The sequence below is a fragment of the Streptomyces sp. B3I8 genome (assembly GCF_030816915.1).
Lineage (GTDB): Bacteria > Actinomycetota > Actinomycetes > Streptomycetales > Streptomycetaceae > Streptomyces.
The window spans coordinates 2,842,565-2,868,058 of record NZ_JAUSYN010000002.1 but is presented as its reverse complement, the minus strand read 5'-3'; the positions used below and the strand labels follow the sequence as shown (position 1 = coordinate 2,868,058).

The 25,494-nt window shown below is 72.4% G+C and carries 19 protein-coding genes and 1 riboswitch; of the genes, 17 read left to right on the top strand and 2 right to left on the bottom strand.

Features of this window, described 5'->3' with window-relative positions; translation table 11 throughout:
- Positions 1-289: 289 nt before the first annotated feature.
- The 3 genes from QFZ64_RS14695 (at position 290) to mfd (ending at position 7,801) form a co-directional block, all read left to right on the top strand.
- Positions 290-1,078 (top strand): ABC transporter ATP-binding protein, encoded by a 789-nt coding sequence (locus tag QFZ64_RS14695; protein ID WP_307065823.1) that lies wholly within the window; start codon positions 290-292, stop codon positions 1,076-1,078.
- The gene (locus tag QFZ64_RS14690; RefSeq protein ID WP_307065821.1) at positions 1,075-3,654 is read left to right on the top strand and encodes an ABC transporter permease; all 2,580 of its coding nucleotides are present in this window, start codon (positions 1,075-1,077) and stop codon (positions 3,652-3,654) included. Before QFZ64_RS14695 ends, QFZ64_RS14690 begins: the two co-directional genes overlap by 4 nt.
- 616 nt (positions 3,655-4,270) lie before the next feature.
- Positions 4,271-7,801: a transcription-repair coupling factor gene (gene mfd, locus QFZ64_RS14685; RefSeq protein WP_307065819.1), complete on the top strand. Its 3,531-nt coding sequence runs from the start codon at positions 4,271-4,273 to the stop codon at positions 7,799-7,801.
- A 142-nt stretch (positions 7,802-7,943) separates the two neighbouring features.
- Here mfd and QFZ64_RS14680 read toward each other — a convergent pair whose 3' ends face one another.
- On the bottom strand, positions 7,944-8,129 hold the full coding sequence (locus QFZ64_RS14680; RefSeq protein WP_307065816.1) for an antitoxin: 186 nt from the start codon (positions 8,127-8,129) through the stop codon (positions 7,944-7,946).
- Between the two features lie 166 nt (positions 8,130-8,295).
- On the opposite strand from QFZ64_RS14680, the gene QFZ64_RS14675 reads away from it, so the two are divergent.
- Positions 8,296-9,066, top strand: a complete 771-nt coding sequence (locus QFZ64_RS14675; RefSeq protein WP_307065814.1) for an HNH endonuclease family protein — start codon at positions 8,296-8,298, stop codon at positions 9,064-9,066.
- A 217-nt stretch (positions 9,067-9,283) separates the two neighbouring features.
- Here QFZ64_RS14675 and QFZ64_RS14670 read toward each other — a convergent pair whose 3' ends face one another.
- Positions 9,284-9,982 carry a hypothetical protein gene (locus tag QFZ64_RS14670; protein WP_307065812.1) on the bottom strand — a complete coding sequence of 233 codons (699 nt, stop codon included), beginning with the start codon at positions 9,980-9,982 and terminating at the stop codon, positions 9,284-9,286.
- 211 nt (positions 9,983-10,193) lie between these two features.
- On the opposite strand from QFZ64_RS14670, the gene QFZ64_RS14665 reads away from it, so the two are divergent.
- From QFZ64_RS14665 to QFZ64_RS14605, 13 genes are all read left to right on the top strand, one after another.
- A complete protein-coding gene (locus QFZ64_RS14665) occupies positions 10,194-12,236 on the top strand; it encodes an N-6 DNA methylase (protein WP_307065810.1) in 2,043 nt (680 codons plus the stop codon).
- A 149-nt stretch (positions 12,237-12,385) separates the two neighbouring features.
- The gene (locus QFZ64_RS14660; RefSeq protein WP_307065809.1) at positions 12,386-13,072 is read left to right on the top strand and encodes a hypothetical protein; all 687 of its coding nucleotides are present in this window, start codon (positions 12,386-12,388) and stop codon (positions 13,070-13,072) included.
- Positions 13,073-13,125: 53 nt separating this feature from the next.
- A complete protein-coding gene (locus QFZ64_RS14655) occupies positions 13,126-14,619 on the top strand; it encodes a serine/threonine-protein kinase (RefSeq protein WP_307071709.1) in 1,494 nt (497 codons plus the stop codon).
- A 153-nt stretch (positions 14,620-14,772) separates the two neighbouring features.
- Entirely contained in the window at positions 14,773-15,585 is an 813-nt protein-coding gene (locus QFZ64_RS14650; RefSeq protein WP_373430609.1) for a glycoside hydrolase domain-containing protein, read from the top strand.
- 205 nt (positions 15,586-15,790) lie between these two features.
- Entirely contained in the window at positions 15,791-16,432 is a 642-nt protein-coding gene (locus QFZ64_RS14645; RefSeq protein WP_307065805.1) for a SurA N-terminal domain-containing protein, read from the top strand.
- Positions 16,433-16,449: 17 nt separating this feature from the next.
- Complete coding sequence (locus QFZ64_RS14640) at positions 16,450-17,439, top strand: nucleoside triphosphate pyrophosphohydrolase (protein WP_307065803.1); 990 nt, start codon at positions 16,450-16,452, stop codon at positions 17,437-17,439.
- 211 nt (positions 17,440-17,650) lie between these two features.
- Positions 17,651-18,937: a cytochrome P450 gene (locus QFZ64_RS14635; protein WP_307065801.1), complete on the top strand. Its 1,287-nt coding sequence runs from the start codon at positions 17,651-17,653 to the stop codon at positions 18,935-18,937.
- Between the two features lie 189 nt (positions 18,938-19,126).
- Positions 19,127-20,161: a transglycosylase family protein gene (locus QFZ64_RS14630; RefSeq protein WP_307065799.1), complete on the top strand. Its 1,035-nt coding sequence runs from the start codon at positions 19,127-19,129 to the stop codon at positions 20,159-20,161.
- 257 nt (positions 20,162-20,418) lie between these two features.
- Positions 20,419-20,608, top strand: a riboswitch (cyclic di-AMP (ydaO/yuaA leader).
- 4 nt (positions 20,609-20,612) lie between these two features.
- Positions 20,613-21,353 carry a transglycosylase family protein gene (locus tag QFZ64_RS14625; protein ID WP_307065797.1) on the top strand — a complete coding sequence of 247 codons (741 nt, stop codon included), beginning with the start codon at positions 20,613-20,615 and terminating at the stop codon, positions 21,351-21,353.
- Positions 21,354-21,731: 378 nt separating this feature from the next.
- On the top strand, positions 21,732-23,021 hold the full coding sequence (eno, locus tag QFZ64_RS14620) for a phosphopyruvate hydratase (RefSeq protein ID WP_307065795.1): 1,290 nt from the start codon (positions 21,732-21,734) through the stop codon (positions 23,019-23,021).
- Between the two features lie 251 nt (positions 23,022-23,272).
- A complete protein-coding gene (locus QFZ64_RS14615) occupies positions 23,273-23,752 on the top strand; it encodes a septum formation initiator family protein (RefSeq protein WP_307065793.1) in 480 nt (159 codons plus the stop codon).
- An 85-nt stretch (positions 23,753-23,837) separates the two neighbouring features.
- Positions 23,838-24,410 carry a DUF501 domain-containing protein gene (locus QFZ64_RS14610; RefSeq protein WP_307065791.1) on the top strand — a complete coding sequence of 191 codons (573 nt, stop codon included), beginning with the start codon at positions 23,838-23,840 and terminating at the stop codon, positions 24,408-24,410.
- The gene (locus QFZ64_RS14605; RefSeq protein WP_307065790.1) at positions 24,407-25,360 is read left to right on the top strand and encodes a Ppx/GppA phosphatase family protein; all 954 of its coding nucleotides are present in this window, start codon (positions 24,407-24,409) and stop codon (positions 25,358-25,360) included. Before QFZ64_RS14610 ends, QFZ64_RS14605 begins: the two co-directional genes overlap by 4 nt.
- The last annotated feature ends 134 nt before the right edge of the window (positions 25,361-25,494 follow it).

The following is a 25,494-nucleotide window of genomic DNA, read 5'->3' as shown; positions in this document are numbered from 1 at the left end:
GCGGGGCGGAACTCCTTAGGCTGGCTTTACGCCGCTGGGGAGTGGTCGGGACGCACGGGGGTCGTACGGACCGCAGGTGAAGGGGTGGGGATTTCCCCAGCGGAAGAGGGGGCCGGGCACCAGCGCGTCCGAGGGGCGCCGGCGCCAGACTCGTGGTCGTACCGCTTCGGGCACCGCACCGCACCGACTCGCGGGCTCGGGCTCGCCCTGCCCCGCTCTTCGCTCTTCGCTCTTCGCTCCGCGCGCCGTACGGGTGTGCGCACTCGCAGACTTGCATAGGAGACATAACGTGACATCGGCTGTGACCACTCCCAGGCACGGGGGTACTGGAGGGCGTACGGCCGTTGCCGCGCGAGCACGGCAGGTCGTGAAGGCGTACGGCTCCGGGGAGACCCGGGTCGTCGCGCTCGACCACGTCGACGTGGACATCGCCCGGAGCCAGTTCACCGCGATCATGGGCCCCTCGGGGTCCGGCAAGTCCACCCTGATGCACTGCCTCGCCGGGCTCGACACCGTGACCGAGGGCCAGATCCACCTGGACGAGACCGAGATAACCGGTCTGAAGGACAAGAAGCTCACGCAGTTGCGCCGGGACCGGATCGGGTTCATCTTCCAGGCGTACAACCTGCTGCCGACGCTGAACGCGCTGGAGAACATCACGCTGCCCATGGACATCGCGGGCCGCCGGCCGGACAAGGAGTGGCTGGACCGCGTGGTGCGGACCGTCGGTCTCGCCGAGCGGCTCAAGCACCGGCCCACCCAGCTCTCCGGCGGTCAGCAGCAGCGTGTCGCGGTGGCCCGGGCGCTGGCCGCGCGACCCGAGATCATCTTCGGTGACGAGCCGACCGGAAACCTGGACTCCCGGGCCGGCGCCGAGGTCCTCGGCTTCCTGCGTACCTCCGTCGACGAGCTGGGCCAGACCATCGTGATGGTCACGCACGACCCGGTCGCGGCCTCGTACGCGGACCGGGTGCTGTACCTGGCCGACGGCAGGATCGTCGACGAGATGCGGCAGCCCACCGCCGAGCAGGTGCTGGACCGGATGAAGGACTTCGACGCCCGGGGGCGCACGTCATGACGGTCCTGAAGACCTCGATGCGCAACTTCTTCGCGCACAAGGGACGCATGGCGCTGTCGGCCGTGGCGGTCCTGCTGTCGGTGGCGTTCGTGTGCGGCACGCTCGTCTTCACCGACACGATGAACACGACGTTCGACAAGCTGTTCGCCGCGACGTCCTCCGATGTGACGGTGTCCCCGAAGGACGTCTCCGACAGCGGTGACTCCACCTCCGACACCGGACGGCCGCCGGTCCTGCCCGGCTCCGTGATCGGCAGGCTGCGCGGCGTGGACGGGGTGAAGTCGGCCGAGGGCACGGTGTCCTCGTCGTCCGTGACCGTCGTCGACGCCGACAAGGACAACCTGTCGCCCACCAGCGGCGCGCCGACCATCGTCGGGAGCTGGGACAGCAACGACGCCCGCACCATGAAGATCACCGACGGGGCCGCGCCCAGGAGCGCGGACCAGGTCATGGTGGACGCCGACACCGCTGACAAGCATCACCTGAAGCTCGGCGACGAGATCGCCGTGATCAGCGCGCTGGGCACGCACCCGGCGAAGATCAGCGGCATCGCCACGTTCACCGTCACCAACCCCGGTGCCGCGATCTTCTACCTCGACACGGCGACCGCGCAGCGGACCCTCGTCGGCGAGAGCGACGTCTTCACCGGCGTCAACGTGACGGCCGCCGCCGGGGTCAGCGACGCGGCCCTGAAGAAGGACGTGGTGAGCGCGCTCGGCACCGGCTACAAGGTGCAGACCGCCAAGGAGGTCTCCGACGCCAACCAGAACGAGATCGGCGGCTTCCTCGACGTGATGAGGTACGCCATGCTCGGCTTCGCCGGGGTCGCCTTCCTCGTCGGGATCTTCCTGATCATCAACACGTTCTCCATGCTGGTCGCCCAGCGCACCCGGGAGATCGGCCTGATGCGGGCCATCGGCTCCTCGCGCAAGCAGGTCAACCGGTCGGTCCTGATCGAGGCGCTGCTGCTCGGCGTGCTGGGCTCCGTGCTCGGCGTCGCGGCGGGCGTCGGCATCGCGGTCGGGCTGATGAAGGTCATGAGTTCGGTGGGCATGAAGCTGTCCACCGACGACCTGACGGTCGCCTGGACCACCCCGGTGGCCGGCATCGCCCTCGGCGTGATCGTCACCGTGCTCGCCGCGTACCTGCCCGCCCGCCGGGCCGGGAAGATCTCGCCGATGGCCGCGCTGCGCGACGCCGGCGCCCCGGCGGACGCCCGCGCCGGACGCGTCCGGGCCGTCCTCGGCGTCCTGCTCACCGCCGGCGGTGTGGCCTCGCTGTACGCGGCCTCCCAGGCCGCCAAGGCGACCGAGGGTTCCCTGTGGCTGGGGCTCGGCGTGGTCCTCTCGCTCATCGGCTTCGTCGTCATCGGGCCGCTGCTGGCGAGCGGTGTGGTGCGGATCCTGGGCGCGGTGGTGCTGCGGGTCTTCGGGCCGGTCGGCCGGATGGCCGAGCGCAACGCGCTGCGCAACCCGCGCCGCACCGGCGCCACCGGCGCCGCCCTGATGATCGGGCTCGCCCTGGTGGCCTGCCTGTCCGTGGTCGGCTCCTCCATGGTCGCCTCGGCCACGGACCAGCTCGACAAGACCGTCGGCACCGACTTCATCATCCAGTCCGACAGCGGGCAGCGGATCACGCCCGAGGCGGTCGGGGCCGTCAAGTCGGTGCCGGAGCTGGAGCGGGTCACCGAGTACCGGGTGACCGAGGGGGACTACACCACGCCCGACGGCAGGACGCTCAAGGACACCGCGATCACGGCGGCCGACCCGACGTACGCGCAGGACCTGCGCACCAAGACGGTGGCCGGCGACATCGCGGACGCGTACAAGCCCGACTCGATGTCGGTCCATGAGAAGTTCGCGAAGGACCACGGCATCCGGCTCGGCTCGAAGATCAAGGTCGACTTCAAGGACGGCTCCGCGGCGCGGCTGACCGTGCGGGCGATCACCAGTGACGACGTGGTGATCGACAAGGGCGCGATGTACACATCCATCGACACCCTGAAGAAGTACGTCCCCGCCAAGCGGATGCCGCTGGACGTGCTGCTCTTCGGCACGGCCAAGGACGGGCAGCAGGACGCCGCGTACAAGGCGCTCAAGGCCGGGCTGCACGACTACCCGCAGTACACGGTGCGCGACCAGACCGACTACAAGCAGGAGCTGAAGGACCAGATCGGGCAGCTGCTCAACCTGATCTACGGGCTGCTGGCACTGGCGATCATCGTGGCGGTGCTGGGTGTGGTGAACACGCTGGCGCTGTCGGTGGTCGAGCGCACGCGGGAGATCGGCCTGATGCGGGCGATCGGTCTGTCGCGGCGGCAGCTGCGGCGGATGATCCGCCTGGAGTCGGTGGTGATCGCCCTGTTCGGCGCGCTGCTCGGCCTGGGGCTCGGCATGGGCTGGGGCGCGACGGCGCAGAAGCTGCTGGCGCTGGAGGGCCTGAAGGTGCTGGACATCCCGTGGCCGACGATCATCGGGGTGTTCGTCGGCTCGGCGTTCGTGGGCCTCTTCGCGGCGCTGGTGCCGGCGTTCCGGGCGGGGCGGATGAACGTACTGAACGCCATCGCGACGGAGTGACTGCCGTCGGCTGTACGGGGGTGCGGTGAGCCCGGGCCGGAGAGGTTGCCCCTCTCCGGCCCGGGCTCACCGCGTCGGCTCCACCGGGGGTACGTGCCGGCTCCGCCGGGTTGCGGGTCGGCTGCGGGCTCGTCGTGGCTGGTCGCGCGGTTCCCCGCGCTCCTCAGGAGGCGCGCCGTTCGGCGCGGTCCGGTAGGGGGTCGGCGCCCACCGCACAAGGGGCGCGGGGAACCGCGCGAAACGGGGCGGAGCCCGGTGCGGGGGCGCAGGGGGCTCAGCCCCCGCCGGGGTCGAAGGGGCGGAGCCCCTGGAGGACGGGAAGGGCAGGGGCGGCGGGGGCGAGGAAACCGGGCGGTGCGGCGCTCGTGGTCCGGCGGGGGGACCGGGTGGTGCGGCACCCGTGGCCCGGTCGGGGACCGGGGCGTCGGCGCCCGGTGGTCCGGTCCAAGGACCGGACGGTGGGGCGCCCGTGGCCCGTGGGGAAACCGGGCGGTGCCCCCCGCAGGGGCGACGTACCCTGGGAAGGACCCCCGGCCCGCCTCGCGTGTCGGGTCGTCCGCGTTGCACACCGCCCCCGCGGCGGCCCCCCTCAGCCGGGATGGATGGAAAGCCCTTCATGAGCCTGCACGGTCTGCTCGACGCCGTCGTCAAGGACCCCGCCCTCGCGGAGGCGGTCACCGCCGCCACGGACGGCAACCGCATGCACGTCGACCTCGTCGGCCCGCCCGCCGCCCGCCCCTTCACCGTGGCCGCCCTCGCCCGGGAGACCGGCCGCCCCGTCCTCGCCGTCACCGCCACCGGCCGCGAGGCCGAGGACCTCGCCGCCGCGCTGCGCACCCTGCTGCCCGAGCAGCAGGTCGTGGAGTACCCCTCCTGGGAGACGCTCCCGCACGAGCGCCTCAGCCCGCGCAGCGACACCGTCGGCCGCCGCCTCGCCGTCCTGCGCCGGCTCGCCCACCCCCGCGCCGACGACCCGGAGACCGGCCCGGTCTCCGTCGTCGTCGCCCCCGTGCGCTCGGTGCTGCAACCGCAGGTCAAGGGGCTCGGCGACCTCGTCCCCGTGGCGCTGCGCAGCGGCCAGAACGCGGACCTCGGCGACGTCGTCGCCGCGCTGTCCGCGGCCGCGTACTCCCGCGTCGAACTGGTCGAGAAGCGCGGCGAGTTCGCCGTGCGCGGCGGCATCCTGGACGTCTTCCCGCCCACCGAGGAACACCCCCTGCGCGTGGAGTTCTGGGGGGACGACGTCGAGGAGGTCCGCTACTTCAAGGTCGCCGACCAGCGCTCGCTGGAGGTCGCCGAGCACGGCCTGTGGGCTCCCCCCTGCCGCGAACTGCTGCTGACCGACGACGTACGGCAGCGGGCCGCCGCGCTCGCCGAGGACCACCCGGAGCTGGGCGAACTGCTGGGGAAGATCGCCGAGGGCATCGCCGTGGAGGGCATGGAGTCCCTCGCCCCCGTCCTCGTCGACGACATGGAACTCCTGCTCGACGTGCTGCCCAAGGGCGCGATGACCGTCGTCTGCGACCCCGAGCGGGTGCGCACGCGCTCCGCGGACCTCGTGGCGACCTCGCAGGAGTTCCTCCAGGCGTCCTGGGCCGCCACGGCCGGCGGCGGCGAGGCGCCGATCGACGTGGACGCCGCCTCCCTGTGGTCGCTGGCCGACGTCCGCGACCGGGCGCGCGAGCTGGACATGATGTGGTGGTCGGTCTCCCCGTTCGCCGCCGGCCTCGACCTGGGCGCCGACACCCTCAAGCTCGGCATGCATGCCCCCGAGGCCTACCGCGGCGACACCGCGAAGGCGCTCGCCGACACCAAGGGCTGGCTCGCCGACGGCTGGCGCACGGTCTTCGTCACCGAGGGCCAGGGTCCCGCCGCCCGGACCGTCGAGGTGCTCGGCGGCGAGGGCGTCGCGGCCCGGCTCGACGTCGACCTCGGCGACATCGCGCCGTCGGTCGTCCATGTGGCGTGCGGTTGCATCGAACACGGCTTCGTCGACCCCGCGCTCCGCCTCGCCGTCCTCACCGAGACCGACCTGACGGGACAGCGGGCGGCCGGCCGTGAGGGCGCCCGGATGCCCGCCCGCCGCCGCAAGACCATCGACCCGCTCACCCTGGAGGCGGGCGACTACATCGTCCACGAGCAGCACGGCGTGGGCCGCTACATCGAGATGGTGCAGCGCACCGTGCAGGGCGCGACCCGTGAGTACCTCGTCGTCGAGTACGCCCCCGCCAAACGCGGCCAGCCCGGTGACCGCCTCTACATCCCCACCGACCAGCTCGAACAGATCACCAAGTACGTCGGCGGCGAGGCCCCCACCCTGCACCGGCTCGGCGGCGCGGACTGGACCAAGACCAAGGCGCGCGCGAAGAAGGCGGTCAAGGAGATCGCCGCGGACCTCATCAGGCTGTACAGCGCGCGCATGGCCGCGCCCGGACACGCGTTCGGCGCCGACACGCCCTGGCAGCGCGAGCTGGAGGACGCCTTCCCGTACGCGGAGACCCCGGACCAGCTCACCACGATCGCCGAGGTCAAGGACGACATGGAGAAGTCGGTCCCGATGGACCGGCTGATCTGCGGCGACGTCGGCTACGGCAAGACGGAGATCGCGGTGCGGGCCGCGTTCAAGGCCGTCCAGGACGGCAAGCAGGTCGCCGTCCTCGTGCCCACGACGCTGCTGGTGCAGCAGCACTTCGGCACGTTCTCCGAGCGTTACGCCCAGTTCCCCGTCAACGTCCGGGCGCTCTCCCGGTTCCAGACCGACACGGAGGCGAAGGCGGTCCTGGAGGGTCTGCGGGAGGGCTCGGTGGACGTCGTCATCGGCACCCACCGGCTGTTCTCCTCCGAGACCAAGTTCAAGGACCTGGGCCTGGTCGTCGTCGACGAGGAGCAGCGCTTCGGCGTCGAGCACAAGGAGCAGCTCAAGAAGCTCCGCGCCAACGTCGACGTGCTGACGATGTCGGCGACGCCGATCCCCAGGACCCTGGAGATGGCGGTCACCGGCATCCGCGAGATGTCCACGATCACCACGCCCCCGGAGGAGCGCCACCCGGTGCTCACCTTCGTCGGGCCGTACGAGGAGAAGCAGATCGGCGCGGCCGTCCGCCGCGAGCTGCTGCGTGAGGGTCAGGTCTTCTACATCCACAACCGGGTGGAGTCCATCGACCGCGCGGCCGCCCGGCTGCGCGAGATCGTGCCCGAGGCGCGCATCGCCACCGCGCACGGTCAGATGTCGGAGCAGGCGCTCGAACAGGTGGTCGTCGACTTCTGGGAGAAGCGGTTCGACGTCCTGGTCTCGACGACGATCGTCGAGTCCGGCATCGACATCTCCAACGCCAACACGCTCATCGTGGAGCGCGGCGACAACTTCGGCCTCAGCCAGCTCCACCAGCTCCGCGGCCGGGTGGGCCGGGGCCGCGAGCGCGGCTACGCGTACTTCCTGTACCCGCCGGAGAAGCCGCTCACGGAGACCGCGCACGAGCGGCTGGCGACGATCGCCCAGCACACGGAGATGGGCGCGGGCATGTACGTCGCGATGAAGGACCTGGAGATCCGCGGCGCGGGCAACCTGCTCGGCGGCGAGCAGTCCGGGCACATCGCGGGCGTCGGCTTCGACCTGTACGTGCGCATGGTCGGCGAGGCGGTCGCGGACTACCGGGCCTCGATGGAGGGCGGCGAGCGGGAGGAGGCGCCCCTGGAGGTCAAGATCGAGCTCCCGGTCGACGCGCACGTCCCGCACGACTACGCCCCCGGCGAGCGGCTGCGGCTGCAGGCGTATCGGTCGATCGCCTCCGTCGACACGGAGGAGGACGTCGCGTCCGTGCGCGAGGAACTGGTCGACCGCTACGGCAAGCTGCCGGAGCCGGTGGAGAACCTGCTGCTGGTGGCGGGGCTGCGGATGCTCGCCCGCGCGTGCGGCGTCGGCGAGGTCGTCCTGCAGGGCAACAACATCCGCTTCGCCCCGGTGGAGCTGCGCGAGTCCCAGGAACTGCGCGTCAAGCGCCTCTACCCGGGGGCCGTCCTCAAGCCGGCCACCCGCCAGGTCCTGATCCCCCGCCCCAAGACGGCCAGGGTCGGCGGCAAGCCGCTGGTGGGACGGGAACTGCTGGCGTGGGTGGGCGAGTTCCTGACGTCGGTACTGGACTCGTAGGGCGCGCGGGAGCGGATACGCCGGGCACGGGAAAGAGGGGAGCCGGAGCCGGCCCGCGACATGCGAAGGGCCCGTCCGCCGAGGAGTGCTTGTGCTCCCCGGGGGACGGGCCCGTTCGGCCGGGACCGTCGTGGCCGGCGGACTACGGCTCGTCCCGCTTCATGCCCAGCCGGTCCTCCATCTGCTGCTGAGCCTGGTCGACCTGGTCGGTGTACTTGTCGCCGGTCTTGTCGTTGATCCGGCGCTCGGCCTGATCCGACATCTTCCCGGCCATCTTGCGGCCCTTGCTGCTCTGCGCCGCGCTCTTCAGTCGGTCGAGGATTCCCATCCAGAGGCTCCTTCCGGAGGAGGGACATGCAGGTGCCTCACCACCGACGATACGCCCGGCGTGCACCTGTTGCCCGTTGAGTGATGGTATGCGCATGACATCCGGCTCGCTACGGTGGAGGCGCACGGCTGAACGTGCGCACATCAAGGCAAGGGGAGGTCGTCGCGTGAGGCGATGGAGGGGTCTACTCGCGGGAGCCGCACTGCTCGGACTGCCGCTGCTGGTGACCGGGTGCAAGAGTTCCGACCTGCCGGTGGACGGCGCGCCCCCCGGTTCCGCCGTGCCGACGTCCCAGGACGGTCGTGCCGTCAGCCCGCTGGACAACCCGGACGGGACGAAGCCCGGCCTCGCCGCCGTCACCTCGGCGGCGGACAGGGCGAAGGCCCGGGCTCTGATCCAGAAGGTGGCCACGAAGGGCCGGGGCCCCAGGACGGGATACGACCGGGACGACTTCGGTTACGCGTGGATGGATTCGGCCCCCGGCGATGTCCCGTTCGCGCACAACGGGTGCGACTCGCGGAACGATCTGCTCAAGCGCGACGGGGAGAGAGTCCGGTTCCGTGGCGGGTCGGACTGTGTCGTCACGTCGATGACGCTGCACGACCCGTACACCGGCAGGACCATCGAGTGGCGGAAGACGCAGGCGACGAAGGTCCAGATCGACCACGTCATGCCGCTGTCCTACGACTGGCAGATGGGCGCCTCGCGCTGGACGAAGGGCAAGCGCGAGGACATCGCCAACGACCCGCTCAACCTCATCCCGGTGGACGGCCCGACCAACGGTTCGAAGAGCGACTCCGGCCCGGCCGCCTGGCTGCCGCCGAACAAGCGGATCCGCTGCTCCTACGCGGTGCGTGTGGCCCAGGTCTCCCTGAAGTACGACCTCCCCGTCACCCCTCCCGACAAGGCGACGATGCTCGAGCAGTGCGCCGGCTGACCGCGCCGTGACGGTTCGGGACGCCGTCGGCCGGCGGTGCCGGCCGCGGCGGACACCGATCGACGGCGCCGGCCGACCACTGGGGGTGCCGGCCGGCGCCGGGTCGGCGGGGCTGGGGCGGCCCTGTTCGCGGGGAGCCTCGTCGTCGGGCCTGCCGCAAGGGTGCCGTGTCGGGCCGCCGTGACGTCGCCGTCGGCCCGTCTTCGGCGGCGCGGCGTCAGCCCGCGTGCTTCCAGTCCTTGCAGCCCGCCGTCTTGAAGTACGCGTCGTGCGCGCCGATCGTCACCACCGCGGTGCCGGTGACGTTGTCGTTGGCGAGGATGGACTCCATGCCGTGCAGGGCGTCCTTGTCGCGCTCCCAGTAGCACTGGTCGTCGGTGTTGCCGGCCGAGCGGTAGGTGCCCGGGGCGATGTCGACGCCCACCCGGAGCATGCCGCCGTCGCCCTTGAAGCCGGCCGCGGAGGGCTTGCCCTCGGCCTTCGGGTCGACCGTCTCCCAGTCGTGGCAGCCCTCGGACTTGAACAGCTTGTCGCTCGCCTTGACGGTCACGTATCCCGACCCCGTGACGTTGTCGTTGGCCAGGAGCGAGTCCATGTCGCCGGAGGCGTTCTTGGCGCGCTCCCAGTAGCACATGCCGTCCGAGTTGCCCCTCGTGCGATAGGTGCCCGGCTTGACGTCCTTGCCGACCTGGTAGGAGCCGTCGCCGCCGAACGCGGCCCTGCTCCTGGCGGCTGCCTTCTCGGTGTCGCCGGTCCTGGCGCCCCGGTCGCTCCCCTTGTCGCCGAAGTCGTGCTCCGCCGACGCGGACGTGCCCTTGCCGCCGTCGCCTTCGTCGCTCCCGCTGTTGGCCGAGACGACGCCGATGACGACGACTCCGACGACCGCGCTCAGCGCGATCCTGCCCTTCATGCCCATGGTGGTCTTCCTCCCCCTCGGTTGCCTGAGCACGGGCGACCGCCCCCCTCCGGCGGTCGCCCGTGGCGGGGTCAATCACAGCAGAGCTTGTGAACCGAGTCAACCAGACGAGCGTCAGAAGGTATGTACACGGCCGTGAATCCTCGCGGCGTAGAGGCGTCGGTATCATCGGCGCCACGGACGGCCCGGAGGCCGAGAGGAGTGGGGTCTGGTGCAGGACAACGCCACAGAAGTGACCGCCGCCGGGATCGCCCGGCTCGCGGGGGTCGGCCGGGCCGCCGTCAGCAACTGGCGCCGTCGGCACGCGGACTTCCCCAAGCCGGTCGGCGGCACGGAGACCAGCCCCGCCTTCGCCCTCGCCGAGGTCGAGGAATGGCTGCGCGCGCAGGGCAAACTCGCCGAGGTCCCGCTGCGCGAGCGGGTCCGGCAGCAGCTCGCCGGCCACCCGGAGGGCCCCGTCACCGGCCTGCTGCACGCCGGCTGCGTCCTGCTGCTCCTCCACGCTCGGCCCACCGTCTGGCTGGAGATCTCCGCCGGCTCCGACGACCGGCTCGCCCGCCTCCTGCCCGGTCACCTCGAACAGGTGCTCACCGCCCGCTTCGGCGCGCGGCGCACCCCTGCCGTGCGCGTCCCCGACCCCGCCGCCCTGCGCCCGTCCGCCCCGCTGCTGCGCGGCGCCGTCGACCTCGCCGCCGAACTGGGCGCCCGGCAGACGTACGAGTACCTGCTCGGCCGCCACCTGGACGCCAACCCGCGCCAGTACACGCTCACCCCGGCCGGCCTCGCCGCCCTGATGGCCGAGCTGGCCGGCCCCGCCCGCACCGCCCTGGACCCCGCCTGCGGCACCGGTGCCCTGCTGCGCGCCGTCGCCCCCGCGCCCGAGCAGACCCTGTACGGCCAGGACGGCGCCCCCGAACTCGCGGCCCTCACCGCGCTGCGGCTCGCCCTGCACAGCCCCGCGGTCATCCGCGTCGCCGTCGGCGACAGCCTCCGGGCGGACGCGCACGACAGCCTCCGGGCCGACGTCGTGCTGTGCCACCCGCCGTTCAACGAGCGCAACTGGGGCCACGAGGAACTCGCCTACGACCCGCGCTGGGAGTACGGCCTCCCGGCCCGCACCGAGTCCGAACTGGCCTGGGTGCAGCACGCGTTGGCCCGTCTGAAGGACGGCGGCACCGCCGTGCTGCTGATGCCGCCCGCCGCCGCCTCCCGCCGCTCCGGCCGCCGTATCCGCGCCGACCTGCTGCGCCGCGGCACCCTGCGCGCGGTGGTCGCACTGCCCGTCGGCGCGGCCCCGCCGCACGGCATCCCGCTGCACCTGTGGGTGCTGCGCCGCCCCGACCGGACGCCCGCCCAGCCACGGGTGCTGCTCGTGGACACCGGCGCGGCCGCCGCCGAGGGACGCGGCGGACCCGACTGGCAGGCGGTGCGCGAGGCCGTCCTGGACACCTGGCGCGACTTCGAGCGCACCGGCACCGCCGAGGAACGGCCCGGTGTCAGCCGCGCCCTGCCCGTCGTCGAACTCCTCGACGACGACGTCGACCTGGCCCCCGCCCGCCATCTGCCGCCGCCCGCCCCGGACGGCGGCGCCGACCGGCTCATCGAGGTCCGCGCCCGCCTGGGCGAGACCCTGCGGCTCACCGCCGACCTCGCCCCGCCCGCCGCCGCCCTCACCCCGCAGCCCGCCGTCGACCTCGCGCGCCCGCCGGTCACCACCGTCGGCGAACTCGCCCGCGGCGGCGCCCTGGTGCTGCGCACCGGCGGCACCGGCGGCCCGCACGGACGCGTGCTCACCGACCACGACGTGCTCTGCGGCGACGCCCCCTCGGGCACCCTGCCGGACGCCGGCGAGGAACCGGTGCTGCTTCAGGCCGGGGACGTCGTCCTCCCCGTGCTCGGCGGCGGTCCGGCGGCCCGTGTCGTCGACGGGGCGACCGCGGGTGCCGCGCTCGGCCGCCACCTCACCCTGCTGCGGCCCGACCCCGCCGCCCTCGACCCCTGGTTCCTCGCCGGGTTCCTGCGCGGCAGCGCCAACCACCGCCGGGCCAGCAGCTACGCCTCCACCTCCGCCCGGCTCGACGTGCGCCGGCTGCGACTGCCCCGGCTGCCGCTGGAACAGCAGCGCCGCTACGGCCGGCGGTTCCGTGAACTGGCCAGGTTCGAGGAGGAGTTGCGGCTCGCGGGCCGACTCGGCGCCCAGTTCGTGCGCGGGATGTACGACGGACTGACCGACGGGAGCCTGCCGCCGGAGTGACGGTCCGCCACAGGCGGCGGGGAGGACCGACGCCCATCGGTGGCACAACGGTTACCCACAACCATGACCGGTTGTCCGACCCGGGTTATACGCTCTGAGTCCAAAACCCGTACCGTCCGTCCGTTTCCCACCCGGTCCCAGGAGCAGCCATGTACGGCCACGGCACGCCGCCGCCCGCCCGCACCCGGGGCTCGGTCATAGCCATTCGCGTGCTGGTCTTCCTCGGCAGCTTCTTCTCCATCGGGCTGCTCTCCTGCGTGCCGCTGTTCCGCATCGCCGTGCTGAGCCGCCGGTCGTTCGACTGGCTGCTCGCGGTGGTGAGCGTGCCGCTGATCATCACCTGCTTCGGCGTCGTCGGCTCGCTCCCCGAGGCGGACCACCGCACCGACGTCGCGATGATCGTCCTGCTGGTCCTCGGCGCGGGCAGCGGCATCTACTACATCCTCTTCGACATGCGGCGCCGCCCGTTCACGCCGTACGGGCCGGTCCCGCCGGCCGGCGCGGTGTACCCGCCCGGGCCCCGGCAGGGCTACGGCTACCCGGCGGCCCCGCCGCAGCAGCCGTACGCGAACCGGCAGGCCCCGGTGCCGCCGCAGCCGTACGCCGCCGCCCAGGCCGCCCCCGGCCCCGCGCCGACGCCCGCTCCGGCGCCCGTGCCGCCGCACCCGTACGGCCCCGGCCCCGCCGCCACGCCGATACCCCACTCCGCCGCCACGCCGATCCCGCACCCCGCCGAGGGCACCGGGAACCGGCCCGGTCCGGCCCGTATCGACCAGGTCCGCGCCGAACTGGACGAGCTCAGCGACTACCTGCGCAAGCAGGAGGGCGACAGGTGAGTGGGGCGACCACCGGCACCGGCACCGGACGGATCGTCGCCGGCCGGTACGAGCTGTCCACGCTCATCGGGCAGGGCGGCATGGGCCAGGTCTGGACGGCGTACGACCGCCGCCTGGACCGGCGCGTGGCGGTCAAGCTGCTGAGGCCCGACAAGGTCGCGGGCCAGGAGGCCGACGAACTGCGCCGCCGGTTCGTCCGCGAGTGCCGCGTCACCGCCCAGGTCGACCACCCCGGCCTGGTCACCGTGCACGATGCCGGCAGCGAGGGCGAGGAACTGTTCCTCGTCATGCAGTACGTCGACGGCGCCGACCTCGCCGACCACCTCGCCGAGCACGACCCCTACCCCTGGCAGTGGGTGGCCGCCGTCGCCGCGCAACTGTGCGCCGTGCTCTCCGCGGTGCACGCCGTGCCGATCGTGCACCGCGACCTCAAGCCGCGGAACGTGATGGTCAAGCAGGACGGCACGGTCACCGTGCTCGACCTCGGCGTCGCACACGTCATGGACACCGACACCACCCGCCTCACCCACACCGGTTCGCCCATCGGCAGCCCCGCCTACATGGCGCCCGAGCAGGCCATGGGCGGCGCCGTCGGCCCGTACACCGACCTGTACGCGCTCGGCGTGCTGATGCACGAACTGCTCAGCGGCAACGTGCCGTTCACCGGCACCACCGCCCTCGGCGTGCTCCACCGCCACCTCTACGAACCGCCGCTGCCCGTGCGCCGGCTGCGCCCCGAGGTCCCCGAGGCGATGGAGGCACTGGTGCTGCGGCTGCTCGCCAAGGACCCCCAGCACCGGCCCGGCTCCGCGCAGGAGACGCACGAGGCGCTGCTGCCCCTGCTGCCGGCGCGCGGCCTGCCCACCGGCGCCCCGCTCGACCCCACGCGCCCCTTCCTGCGTCCGCACGCCCCCTGGCCGGACCGGGCGCGCACCCCCGCGCCCCAGCCGCAGCCCGCCACGCCCGTCGTGGGACACGTCGAGAAGCCCGATGTCGCGGGCGCCGTCGACGAGGTCAAGCGGCTGCTCGGCGAGGGCCGCATCACCCAGGCCGTCGACATCCTCGGCCAGATCCTCCCGGCCGCCGCCGCCCAGCACGGCGAGCACTCGCCCGTCGTCCGCACCCTGCGCAAGCAGTACGCGGCCACCCTCATGGACGACGGGCAGTACCGCCGCGCCCTGCCCGAACTGCGCCGCCTCGCCGACGAGCGCGCGGCCGAGGCCGGGCAGGCCGACACCCAGTCGCTGCGCTTCCGCTACGAGGCCGCCCAGTGCCTCGAACAGCTCGGCGAACCGGCCGCCGCGCTCGCCGAGTACCGCGCGCTGCTGCCGTACTACGAGAACCGGTACGTCGGCGGCGACCCCGCCACCGCGCTCGAACTGCGCCGCCGCATCGGACACCTGCTGCTCGCGCTCGGCGACCGCGGCGCCGCGCACGACATCCTGGGCCGCCTCCTGGCCGACGTCGAACGGCTGCACGGCCCCGGCCACCCGCTGGCCGGCGAGGTCCGCCGGACGCTGCAGTGGCTGGGGCAGGTCCGGGGCTGACACGGGTCCCGGGCGTCCTTGCCCGGGGCTGACCGCGGCCAGGAGGCGGCCGACGCGGGTCCGGGGAGTACCGGCCGGAATGCGCCTGGTACTTTCTCGCTGTTCTGTCACTCAGGGGTGGGGTACGTCATGTTCGGCAGGAACCGTCACCGGATGTCCAAGAAGCGCAGATACGCCGCCTGGGGCGTGGCCGGCGCCGTCGTCGTCGCGGGGGCGGGGATCGCCGCCCAGACCTCGACGGCCGCCACCACCTGGCCCGCGCAGAAGACCTTCACCGGACGCGCGTTCGACACCTGTGCCGCGCCCTCCACGTCCGCGATGAAGGCCTGGCACACCGGTTTCTACGGCGCCGCCGCCGTGTACGTCGGCGGCAGGAACCGCGGCTGCGCGCAGCCCGACCTCACCGCCTCCTGGGTCAAGTCGGTCACCGCGACCGGCTGGAAGCTCATCCCGCTGTACGTCGGCGCCCAGCCGCCCTGCCAGAGCGGTTCCAGCCCGGAGAAGCTCACCCCCTCCACCGCCACGTCCCTCGGCGCCAAGGACGGGGCCGACGCCGTCGCCAGGGCCGCCGCGCTCGGCATGAAGAAGGGCAGCCCGGTCTACCTCGACATGGAGCCGTACGACACGACGAACACCTCGTGCAACGACGCCGTGCTGAAGTACGTCCGCTCCTTCGGCAAGACCCTGCACGCCAAGACCTACCGCACCGGTTACTACGGGTTCACCAGCTCCAGCGCCAAGGCCGTCGCCACCGCCAAGGACCGCACGGACCTGCCGGGCAACCTCTGGTACGCGCTGTGGGACAAGAAGAACACCACCACCTCGGACTGGCCCTGGGGCAAGACCCAGTACACCCCGCACAGCCGGGCCCACCAGTACATGGTGAACAGCAAGGAGAAGCGCGGCAGCTACACCATCACGGTGGACCGCGACGCGTGGGACGCGCCGGTGGCGATCACGGGCTGATCGGCCACGAGCCCTTCGCGCGGGACGGGCGGTGCCCGAAGCCGGCGTGAATCGTTGGTCCAATGCCTTGGCCGCAGCCTGGCCACTGCCTACCATCGATCACCGCAAGACCTTGTGCGCCCGCCCGTCGCCCGGTCAGCACCCTTCCCAAGGGAGACGTCGCGAGGCGCACCTCGTCTGCACACACTCTCCTCGGGAGGCAACCTTGCACCGCCGTCGCACCGCGATCGCCCTCAGCGCCGCCCTTCTCGCGGCCCCCGTGCTCACCGCCTGCGGAAGCGACTCCCATCCCGGGGCCGCGGCCGTCGTCGGCGGGCAGCGGATCACGGTCGCACAGCTCCAGGACAGGGTGCGGGAGGTGCGCACCGCGCAGCGGGCCGCCACCGGGGACGGGACCCAGTACGCCCAGGAGGTCTCCCGCACCAGCAGCCTCACCCGGGACACCCTGCACTCGCTCGTCCTCGACCAGGTCCTGGACCGCGCCGCCCGGGACGCGGGTGTCAAGGTCACCGACCGGGACGTGCAGTCGATGCGCGGCTCCCTGGAGCAGCAGGCAGGCGGCGCCCAGGAACTGCGCACCGCCTGGCTGCGGCAGTACGGGGTGGCGCCCGCGCGGCTCGACGACAGCCTGCGCACGGAGGTACGGGCCCAGAAGCTGGCCGCGGCCCTCGGCGCCGACATGAGCACCAGCACCGGCAAGGCCACCTTCTGGAAGTCGCTGTCCGACGCCTCCAAGGCGCTCCACGTCGACGTCAACCCGCGATACGGGAGCTGGGACGTGCAGAAGAGCAGCCGCGTGGACACCGAGGCACCCTGGGTGAAGGACGTGAGCAGGGCCGGCGCCTGAGGGTTTACGTTCGGAGGGTGAACGAAACCGGCACCGAAGCCTCCGCCGACGCCCCCGGGCGCATAGTCCTGCTCACCACCAGCCACCGGGTCGCCCCCGGACTGCTGTCCTGGCCCGCCTGGCAGCTCCTGCGCACGGCCGACCGGGTGCTGTGCGCGGACGGCGCCCATCCGCAGTTGCCGTATCTCCGGGAAGCCGGCGTCGCGGTGGAGGAGGCCGCGCCCGACGCGGGTGAACTGGTCGACGCGTGCGCCGGCGGGCGCACGGTGGTCGTCGTCGCCACCGGCGAGGGGGAGCCGCGGCTGACCGACGGACTGTCCCGGCTGGCCGGCTCCGGCCGCGTCCGGATGCCGGACCTCGAACTCCTGCCCGCCTCCTACGACCTCCCCGGCGCCCGCCTCCTCGACCTCGTCCAGGTCATGGACCGTATCCGCCGCGAGTGCCCCTGGTCCTCGGGGCAGACCCACGAGGGGCTGGCCAAGTACGCGATCGAGGAGGCGTACGAGCTCGTCGAGGCGATCGAGGACGGGGACCGGGAGGAGCTGCGGGAGGAACTCGGGGACGTACTGCTCCAGGTCGTCTTCCACGCGCGGATCGCGGAGGAGGACGCGGAGGAGCCGTTCTCCGTCGACGACGTCGCCGGCGGCATCGTGGCCAAGCTGATCCACCGGCATCCGCACGTCTTCGGCGAGGAGAGCGCGAGCACGCCGGAGGAGGTCAAGGCGCACTGGCTGCGGACGAAGGCGGAGGAGAAGCGGCGGTCGTCGGTGACGGAGGGGGTGCCGGTGGGGCAGCCGGGGCTGGCGCTGGCGGCGAAGCTGGCGTCGCGGGTGCGGGCGGCGGGGCTGGTGGTGCCGTTGCCGGTGGGGGAAGGGGTCGGGTACGAGTTGCTCGCGCTGGCGGCGCGGTCGGAGGCGGACGGGGTGGATCCCGAGGCGGCGTTGCGGGTGGCCGCACGGGCGTACCGGGACGCGATCCGCGTGGTGGAGGGGGCAGGCACGACCTGACGCCGGGTGCGCCCGGGGAGGGTCTACGACAGGGGCGCGGGGAACTGCGCAATCGTCTCGGGGGTCCGGGGGTCCGGGGGTCCGGGGGTCCGGGGGTCCGTGAGTCCGGGAGTCCGTGAGTCCGGGGGGCGGAGCCCTCCGGGGACGGGAAGGGTCGGGGCGGCGGGGGCGGAGAAAACCGCGCAGGCCCCCCGGCCGTTAGGGTCGCCGTATGCATGGCGAGCCGAGCCCCACCCCGTCCCCACCCCCCGCGGGCCCCGCCCTGTTCACCTGGGAGTTCGCCACCGACCCCTACCCCGCCTACGCCTGGCTCCGCGGCCACGATCCCGTCCACCGCACCCGCCTCCCCAGCGGCGTCGAGGCCTGGCTCGTCACCCGTTACGCCGACGCCCGCCGCGCCCTCGCCGATCCCCGGCTGTCCAAGAACCCGGCCCACCACGACGAGCCCGCCCACGCCCGGGGCAGAACCGGCATCCCCGGCGAGCGCAAGGCCGAGCTGATGACGCATCTGCTCAACATCGACCCGCCGGACCACACCCGCCTGCGCCGCCTGGTCAGCACCGCGTTCACCCCCCGCCGCGTCGCCGAGTTCGCCCCGCGCGTGCAGGAGCTGACGGACCACCTCATCGACGGCTTCGCCGCCCGCGGCGAGGCCGACCTGATCCACGAGTTCGCCTTCCCGCTCCCCATCTACGCCATCTGCGACCTCCTCGGCGTCCCGCGCGAGGACCAGGACGACTTCCGCGACTGGGCGGGCATGATGATCCGTCACCAGGGCGGCCCCCGCGGCGGGGTCGCCCGCTCCGTCAAGAAGATGCGCGGCTATCTCGCCGACCTCATCCACCGCAAGCGCGAGGCACTGCCCGCCGAGGCCGCCCCCGGCGAGGATCTCGTCTCCGGTCTCATCCGCGCCTCCGACGAGGGCGAGCACCTCACGGAGAACGAGGTCGCCGCGATGGCGTTCATCCTTCTCTTCGCGGGCTTCGAGACCACCGTCAATCTCATCGGCAACGGCATCCACGCCCTGCTCGCCCACCCCGGGCAGCGGACCCGGCTGCAGGACTCCCTCGCCGCGGGGGAGACGGGCCTGCTGGAGAGCGGGGTCGAGGAACTCCTGCGCTTCGACGGCCCGGTGGAGCTGGCCACCTGGCGGTTCGCCACCCGGCCGCTGACCCTCGGCGGCCAGGACATCGCCCCCGGCGACCCCGTCCTCGTCGTCCTGGCGGCCGCCGACCGCGACCCGGAACGGTTCACCGACCCGGACGTGCTCGATCTCACTCGCCGTGACAATCAACACCTCGGATACGGGCACGGCATCCACTACTGTCTCGGTGCCCCGCTCGCCCGTCTGGAGGGCCGGACCGCGCTCGCGGCCCTCCTGACCCGCCTTCCGGACCTCCGACTCGCGGTGGATTCCACCGAATTGCGGTGGCGTGGAGGCCTCATCATGCGCGGATTGCGCACGCTGCCCGTGGAGTTCGCACCCGTCCCGAAATGAGACGGCATCGGTTCCGCGTAAACACGCTCAGCCACGCAAAAGTGACAGGTTTTCAGCTTTGTGATCTTCACGTGATCTGCGCTGCATTAACTTGTAACCGGTGTTCTACTGGCTATACGTTCACGCATCAACAAGGCGGTCCCCCGGATCGCCGCGTTGGGTCACCGCTGTCGTGTGAAAGGCATCCGCATGCTCTCCGGGAACGGTCGTCACCGTCGCCCCCGCCAGGCTCCGGCTCTCCTCGTCGCGGCCGGCGTGACCGGCTCCGCCATCGCCATCCCCCTGCTCGGCGCCACCGGTGCGAGCGCCGCCAGCGGCACCACCTGGGACCACGTGGCGGAGTGTGAGAGCGGCGGCTCCTGGAGCGCCGACACGGGCAACAACCTGTACGGCGGACTGCAGTTGTCGCAGGACGACTGGGACCACTACGGCGGCCTCGACTACGCGCCGAGCCCCGACCAGGCCAGCCGCTCGCAGCAGATCGCCGTCGCCGAGAAGATCCTCGACGCCGAGGGCGTCGCCGCCTGGCCCACCTGCGGCCCGCTCTCCGGACTCTCCAAGGACTCCGGTTCCGCGGACGTGGACACGGGCCTGGGCGGCGGTTCCTCCTCGGACGAGTCCGGGGACTCCGACTCCGGACTCGACCTCGGACTGGACAACTCGTCCGGTTCGGCCGATTCGTCCGGCTCGGCGTCCTCCTCCTCGGGTTCCTCCGGCTCCTCGAATTCACCGGGCTCCTCCGGCAAGTCCACCGGGGATTCCGGCAGCACGTCCGACCGCGCCTCCGGAAAGGCGAGCGCGAGCCCGAGCAAGAAGGGCGAGGATTCCTCCCGCGATTCCGGCGATTCGCGCTCCGGCGGCGAATCCACCCGGTCTCCGGAATCCGGTGACAAGTCCGGCGGTTCGTCGGCCGGGCGGTCGTCGGGGAGCGCGTCGGACGACCACTACCGGCAGAGCCCGGGCGCCTCGGCCCTCGTCGACACGGGCGCCGTCGACGGGACGAAGGGTGCCAACACCCTCATCGCCGACGGAACCGGCCGGCACCGCGGCAGCAGCGCCGAGACGGGCTCCACCTACACGGTCCGCGACGGCGACACCCTCGGCTCCATCGCCGACTCCCTTGGCGTCGACGGCGGGTGGGAGGCCCTCTACCGCCAGAACAAGGACGCCATCGGCAGCGACCCGAGCGTCATCCGCGCCGGTCAGAGCCTCGACGTGGAGTAGGCGAACAGGGGTCCGGGACTGCTGGGACGCCAGGGGAACAATCGGACGTACGGGGTCGAAGTGCACCCGAAATCAGGGGAGTTTGGTCCGTGGATCACCCTTGATGTCCGATTCGGTGAAAGTGTGGGATGAGTCTCATAAGCCTTGATCGTCTTTGAAATCCGCCGGATCCCGTGTCTACGGTCGTCACCGCTCGCCATCGCGGGCCCCGACGGTCGCAACGCCGAATCCTGCCAGCGGCCGTACGGGAACAGTCGTCGCGTCAAGCGCCGTAGGCAGGAGCGGGGGACCCAGGTAAGTGCCGGGTCCGGCAGCCGGGCCATCTCGTGGCCCCGGACGGCCGGACACGGCTTGGGGTGAAGTCGTGTGCCGGAAGCGGCACACGACCGGGCAACTCAACCGGCCCGAACCCGACAGCTCACCTCGCAGGCGTCGGTGAGGGGATCTCTCCATGCTGTTTTCCGGCAAGGGCAAGCACCGTCGTCCGTCCAAGGCCACCCGGGTCGTCGCACTCGCCGGCGTCACCGGTGCCGCCGTCGCCGCCCCGCTGATGGCGGCCGGTAACGCCTCCGCCGCCACCGCCTCCCAGTGGGACGCCGTCGCCCAGTGCGAGTCCGGCGGCAACTGGTCCATCAACACCGGCAACGGTTTCTACGGTGGCCTGCAGTTCACCAACTCCACCTGGGCCGCGTACGGCGGTACCGCGTACGCCGCGCGTGCCGACCTGGCCTCCAAGTCGGCGCAGATAGCCGTCGCCGAGAAGGTCCTCGCGGGCCAGGGCAAGGGCGCCTGGCCGGTGTGCGGCAAGGGGCTGACCGGCGCCGCGTACAACGGTGCGGCCGCCACGTCCAACGGCTCGTCGTCCAACGGCTCGTCGTCGAGCGGGTCGAGCGGCTCCGGCAGCTCCGGCAGCTCCGGCAGCGCGGGCTCCACCAGCGGTTCCTCGTCCGCCGGGCAGCACGCCTCCCGCTCGCAGGAGCGTCCGGCCGTGAAGAAGACGGTCACCACGCCGACCGGCAAGAAGGTCGAGAAGGGTGACGGCGAGTACAAGGTCGTCAAGGGTGACACCCTGAGCGAGATCGCCGCGGACCACGACGTCAAGGGCGGCTGGCAGAAGCTGTTCAAGCTGAACAAGGACATCGTGGACGACGCGGACGTCATCTACCCGGGCCAGCAGCTCCACCTGAGCTGACCCCCCGGCCCCCGCGGGGCCACCCCGGCCCCTCCCACGGGCCACCCCGGCCCTCCCGCGGGGCCACCCCCGTCCCCACGGGCCCCCACCCCCGGCGCGTCTCCCCCGTGCGCGCCGGGGGTGGGGCATGTCCGGGCAGGGGGGAGCCGTGAAAGGGTCTGCGGCCGCCGGGTGTCGCCGCGCTCTCCTGATGCCCACCCCCGCTCATTTTGTTCCGTCAGGAAACAATTCACCCACACTTCTGCCCGCGGAGTGGGCCGCACACCGGTGCCGCCGCCCGGGACGGCTAGGCTCGGACCGCGGGCCGTCCCGGCTCCGCGCCCCACGTCGGGCCCGAGGGTCCGGCGTACCCGCGTCACATCCCAGAAGGAGATGCTCGTGCCGTCCATCGACGTCGTCGTAGCCCGGGAAATCCTGGACTCCCGAGGCAACCCCACGGTCGAGGTCGAGGTCGGCCTCGACGACGGCAGCACGGGTCGTGCCGCCGTTCCCTCCGGTGCCAGCACCGGTGCCTTCGAGGCCATCGAACTCCGTGACGGCGACCCGAGCCGCTACCTGGGCAAGGGTGTCGAGAAGGCCGTCCTCGCCGTCATCGAGCAGATCGGCCCGGAGCTGGTCGGCTACGACGCCACCGAGCAGCGCCTGATCGACCAGGCCATGTTCGACCTGGACGCCACCGACAATAAGGGCTCGCTGGGCGCCAACGCCATCCTCGGCGTCTCCCTCGCCGTGGCCCACGCCGCCTCCGAGGCCAGCGACCTCCCGCTCTTCCGTTACCTCGGCGGCCCCAACGCGCACCTGCTGCCGGTGCCGATGATGAACATCCTGAACGGCGGCTCGCACGCCGACTCCAACGTGGACATCCAGGAGTTCATGATCGCCCCGATCGGCGCGGAGTCCTTCTCCGAGGCCCTGCGCTGGGGCGCCGAGGTCTACCACACGCTGAAGAAGGTCCTGAAGAACAAGGGCCTGGCCACCGGCCTCGGCGACGAGGGCGGCTTCGCCCCCAACCTCGGCTCCAACCGCGAGGCCCTGGACCTCATCCTCGAGGCGATCAAGGAGGCCGGCTACACCCCCGGCGACCAGATCGCCCTCGCCCTCGATGTCGCCGCCTCCGAGTTCTACAAGGACGGCGTCTACACCTTCGAGGGCAAGGAGCGCTCGGCGGCCGAGATGACCGAGTACTACGCGGAGCTCGTCGACGCGTACCCGCTCGTCTCCATCGAGGACCCGCTGTTCGAGGACGACTGGGCCGGCTGGCAGACCATCACCGCCAAGCTCGGCGACAAGGTGCAGCTCGTCGGCGACGACCTGTTCGTCACCAACCCCGAGCGCCTGGCCCGCGGCATCGAGGAGAACTCCGCCAACGCCCTGCTGGTCAAGGTCAACCAGATCGGCTCGCTGACCGAGACCCTGGACGCCGTCGAGCTCGCCCAGCGCAACGGCTTCAAGTGCATGATGTCCCACCGCTCCGGTGAGACCGAGGACGTCACCATCGCCGACCTGGCCGTCGCCACCAACTGCGGCCAGATCAAGACCGGCGCCCCGGCCCGCTCCGAGCGCGTCGCCAAGTACAACCAGCTGCTGCGCATCGAGGAGATCCTCGACGACGCCGCGGTGTACGCCGGCCGCTCGGCGTTCCCCCGGTTCCGCTCCGCCGGCCAGTAGGCACGGCACGGGCCGAGCAGGCCTGAGCACCGCCCGTAGGCAGCGTCGTACGTACGTCCCCGCACCCGGTCCCGTACCGTGTGCGGGGACGTACGCGTGAGACGGGCACGTACGACCACCTACGACCGCGTACGACACGGACGTGTACGACCATGTACGGCGGCGAGCACGTACGGCACGGGTACGTACGGCACGGGGCGCGCGTGACCACGTAGGACACGGGCGCGCGATCGCGACGGGAGGCGGAGGACATGGCCGCGAAGGACCGGGACCGGTTCTCGACCGCCACCAGGCTGCGGCTGCTCGGCGAGCAGACGGCCGCCCGGGTCTACCGTTCGCAGACCCGGCGTCAGGCCCGCCGCTCCCGGCTCACCGGCCGCGCGGCACTGCTCGCCCTGGTGCTGTGCACGATGATCGTGGCGCTCGCCTACCCGATGCGGCAGTACGTCTCCCAGCGGGCCCGTATCGCCGAGGAGGAGCGCAAGCAGGAGCAGGCCCGTGAGCGGGTGGAGCAGCTGCGCGACCTCAAGGCCCGCTGGCAGGACGACGCCTACGCGGAGCAGCAGATCAGGCTGCGGCTGCACTACGTGATGCCGGGGGAGACCGGCTTCGTCGTGGCGGACCCCAGCGCCGTCACACGCACCCGCTCCGCCGGCGGCGCGGCGACGCGCCCCTGGTACGCCAACCTGTGGGACGGCGTCGACCGGGCGGACGCGGCCGTCCGCCGTTGAGACAGTACGGTTCTCGTACGGCAGCAAGCGGGCACCGGACCCCTCGGGCCCGTGTCGACACGGACAGAGAGACTCTTCGACGCGCATGGAAACCCCTCCGCCGACCACCCCGCGCACCGCACCCACCGACGCCGACGTGGAGGCGTTCCGGCAGCAGCTCGGCCGGCCGCCGCGCGGGTTGCGCGCGATCGCGCACCGGTGCCCGTGCGGGCAGCCCGATGTGGTCGAGACGGCACCGCGGCTGCCCGACGGCACGCCGTTCCCGACGCTGTACTACCTGACGTGCCCGCGCGCGAACTCCGCGATCGGCACGCTGGAGGCCGATGGCGTCATGAAGGAGATGACCGAACGCCTGGCCGAGGACCCGGAGCTGGCCGCGGCATACCGCGCCGCCCACGAGGACTATCTGCGGCGCCGGGACGAGATCGAGGAGCTGAAGGGCTTCCCGTCCGCGGGCGGGATGCCCGACCGAGTGAAGTGCCTGCATGTCCTCGTGGCGCACGCGCTGGCCGCCGGTCCGGGCGTCAACCCGCTGGGCGACGAGGCGCTCGCGATGCTGCCGGAGTGGTGGCGCAAGGGGGCGTGCGTGACGGTACCGGCCACGGCCACGGTCCCGGTCCCGGATTCCCGCGATGAGCACGAGGAGAACGACAAGTGACGCGAGTCGCCGCCGTCGACTGCGGTACCAACTCCATCCGTCTGCTGGTCGCCGACGCGGACCCGGAGACCGGTGAACTCACCGACCTGGACCGGCGCATGACGATCGTGCGGCTCGGGCAGGGCGTCGACCGCACCGGCCGGCTCGCCCCCGAGGCGCTGGAGCGCACGTTCGCCGCCTGCCGCGAGTACGCGGCGGTGATCGAGAAGCACGGCGCCGAGCGGGTGCACTTCGTGGCCACTTCCGCCTCGAGGGACGCCGAGAACCGCGAGGAGTTCGTGCGCGGGGTGGTGGACATCCTCGGCGTGGAGCCGGAGGTCATCTCCGGCGACCAGGAGGCCGAGTTCTCCTTCACCGGCGCCACCGGGGAACTCACCGGCCGCACCGACCTGGACCGCCCCTACCTGGTGGTGGACATCGGCGGCGGCTCGACCGAGTTCGTCCTCGGCGGGGACACGGTGAGCGCCGCCCGGTCCGTGGACGTCGGCTGCGTACGGATGACGGAGCGGCACCTCACGGTGGACGGCGCCGTCACCGATCCGCCCACCGAGGAGCAGATCCGGGCCATGCGGGCCGACATCGAGGCCGCGCTGGACCTCGCCGAGCGGACGGTCCCGCTGCGCGAGGCCCGCACCCTCGTCGGCCTCGCGGGCTCGGTCACGTCCGTCTCGGCGATCGCCCAGGAACTGCCCGCGTACGACTCGGCCGTCATCCACCACTCCCGGATCGCCCGGGAACGGGTACGGGAGATCACCGACCGCCTCCTGCGCTCCACCCACGCCGAGCGGGCGAAGATCCCCTCTCTGCACCCCGGCCGCGTGGACGTCATCGGCGCCGGCGCGCTGGTCCTTCTGGCGATCATGGAACGCGTCGACGCCCGGGAGGTCGTCGTCAGCGAGCACGACATCCTGGACGGCATCGCCCACTTCGCGGCGAGCGAGGCGCGCTGAGGGGCAGCGCCCGTCGGTATCGGTGTCGGATCCCGTTCCGGGTGCCGGTGCCGGTGCCGGTGCCGGTGCGGGGGGCTTCCCGTACATGGTGGCGGCGTGGCCCATGAGTAAAAATGCGTTGCTTGTGCCTTTTG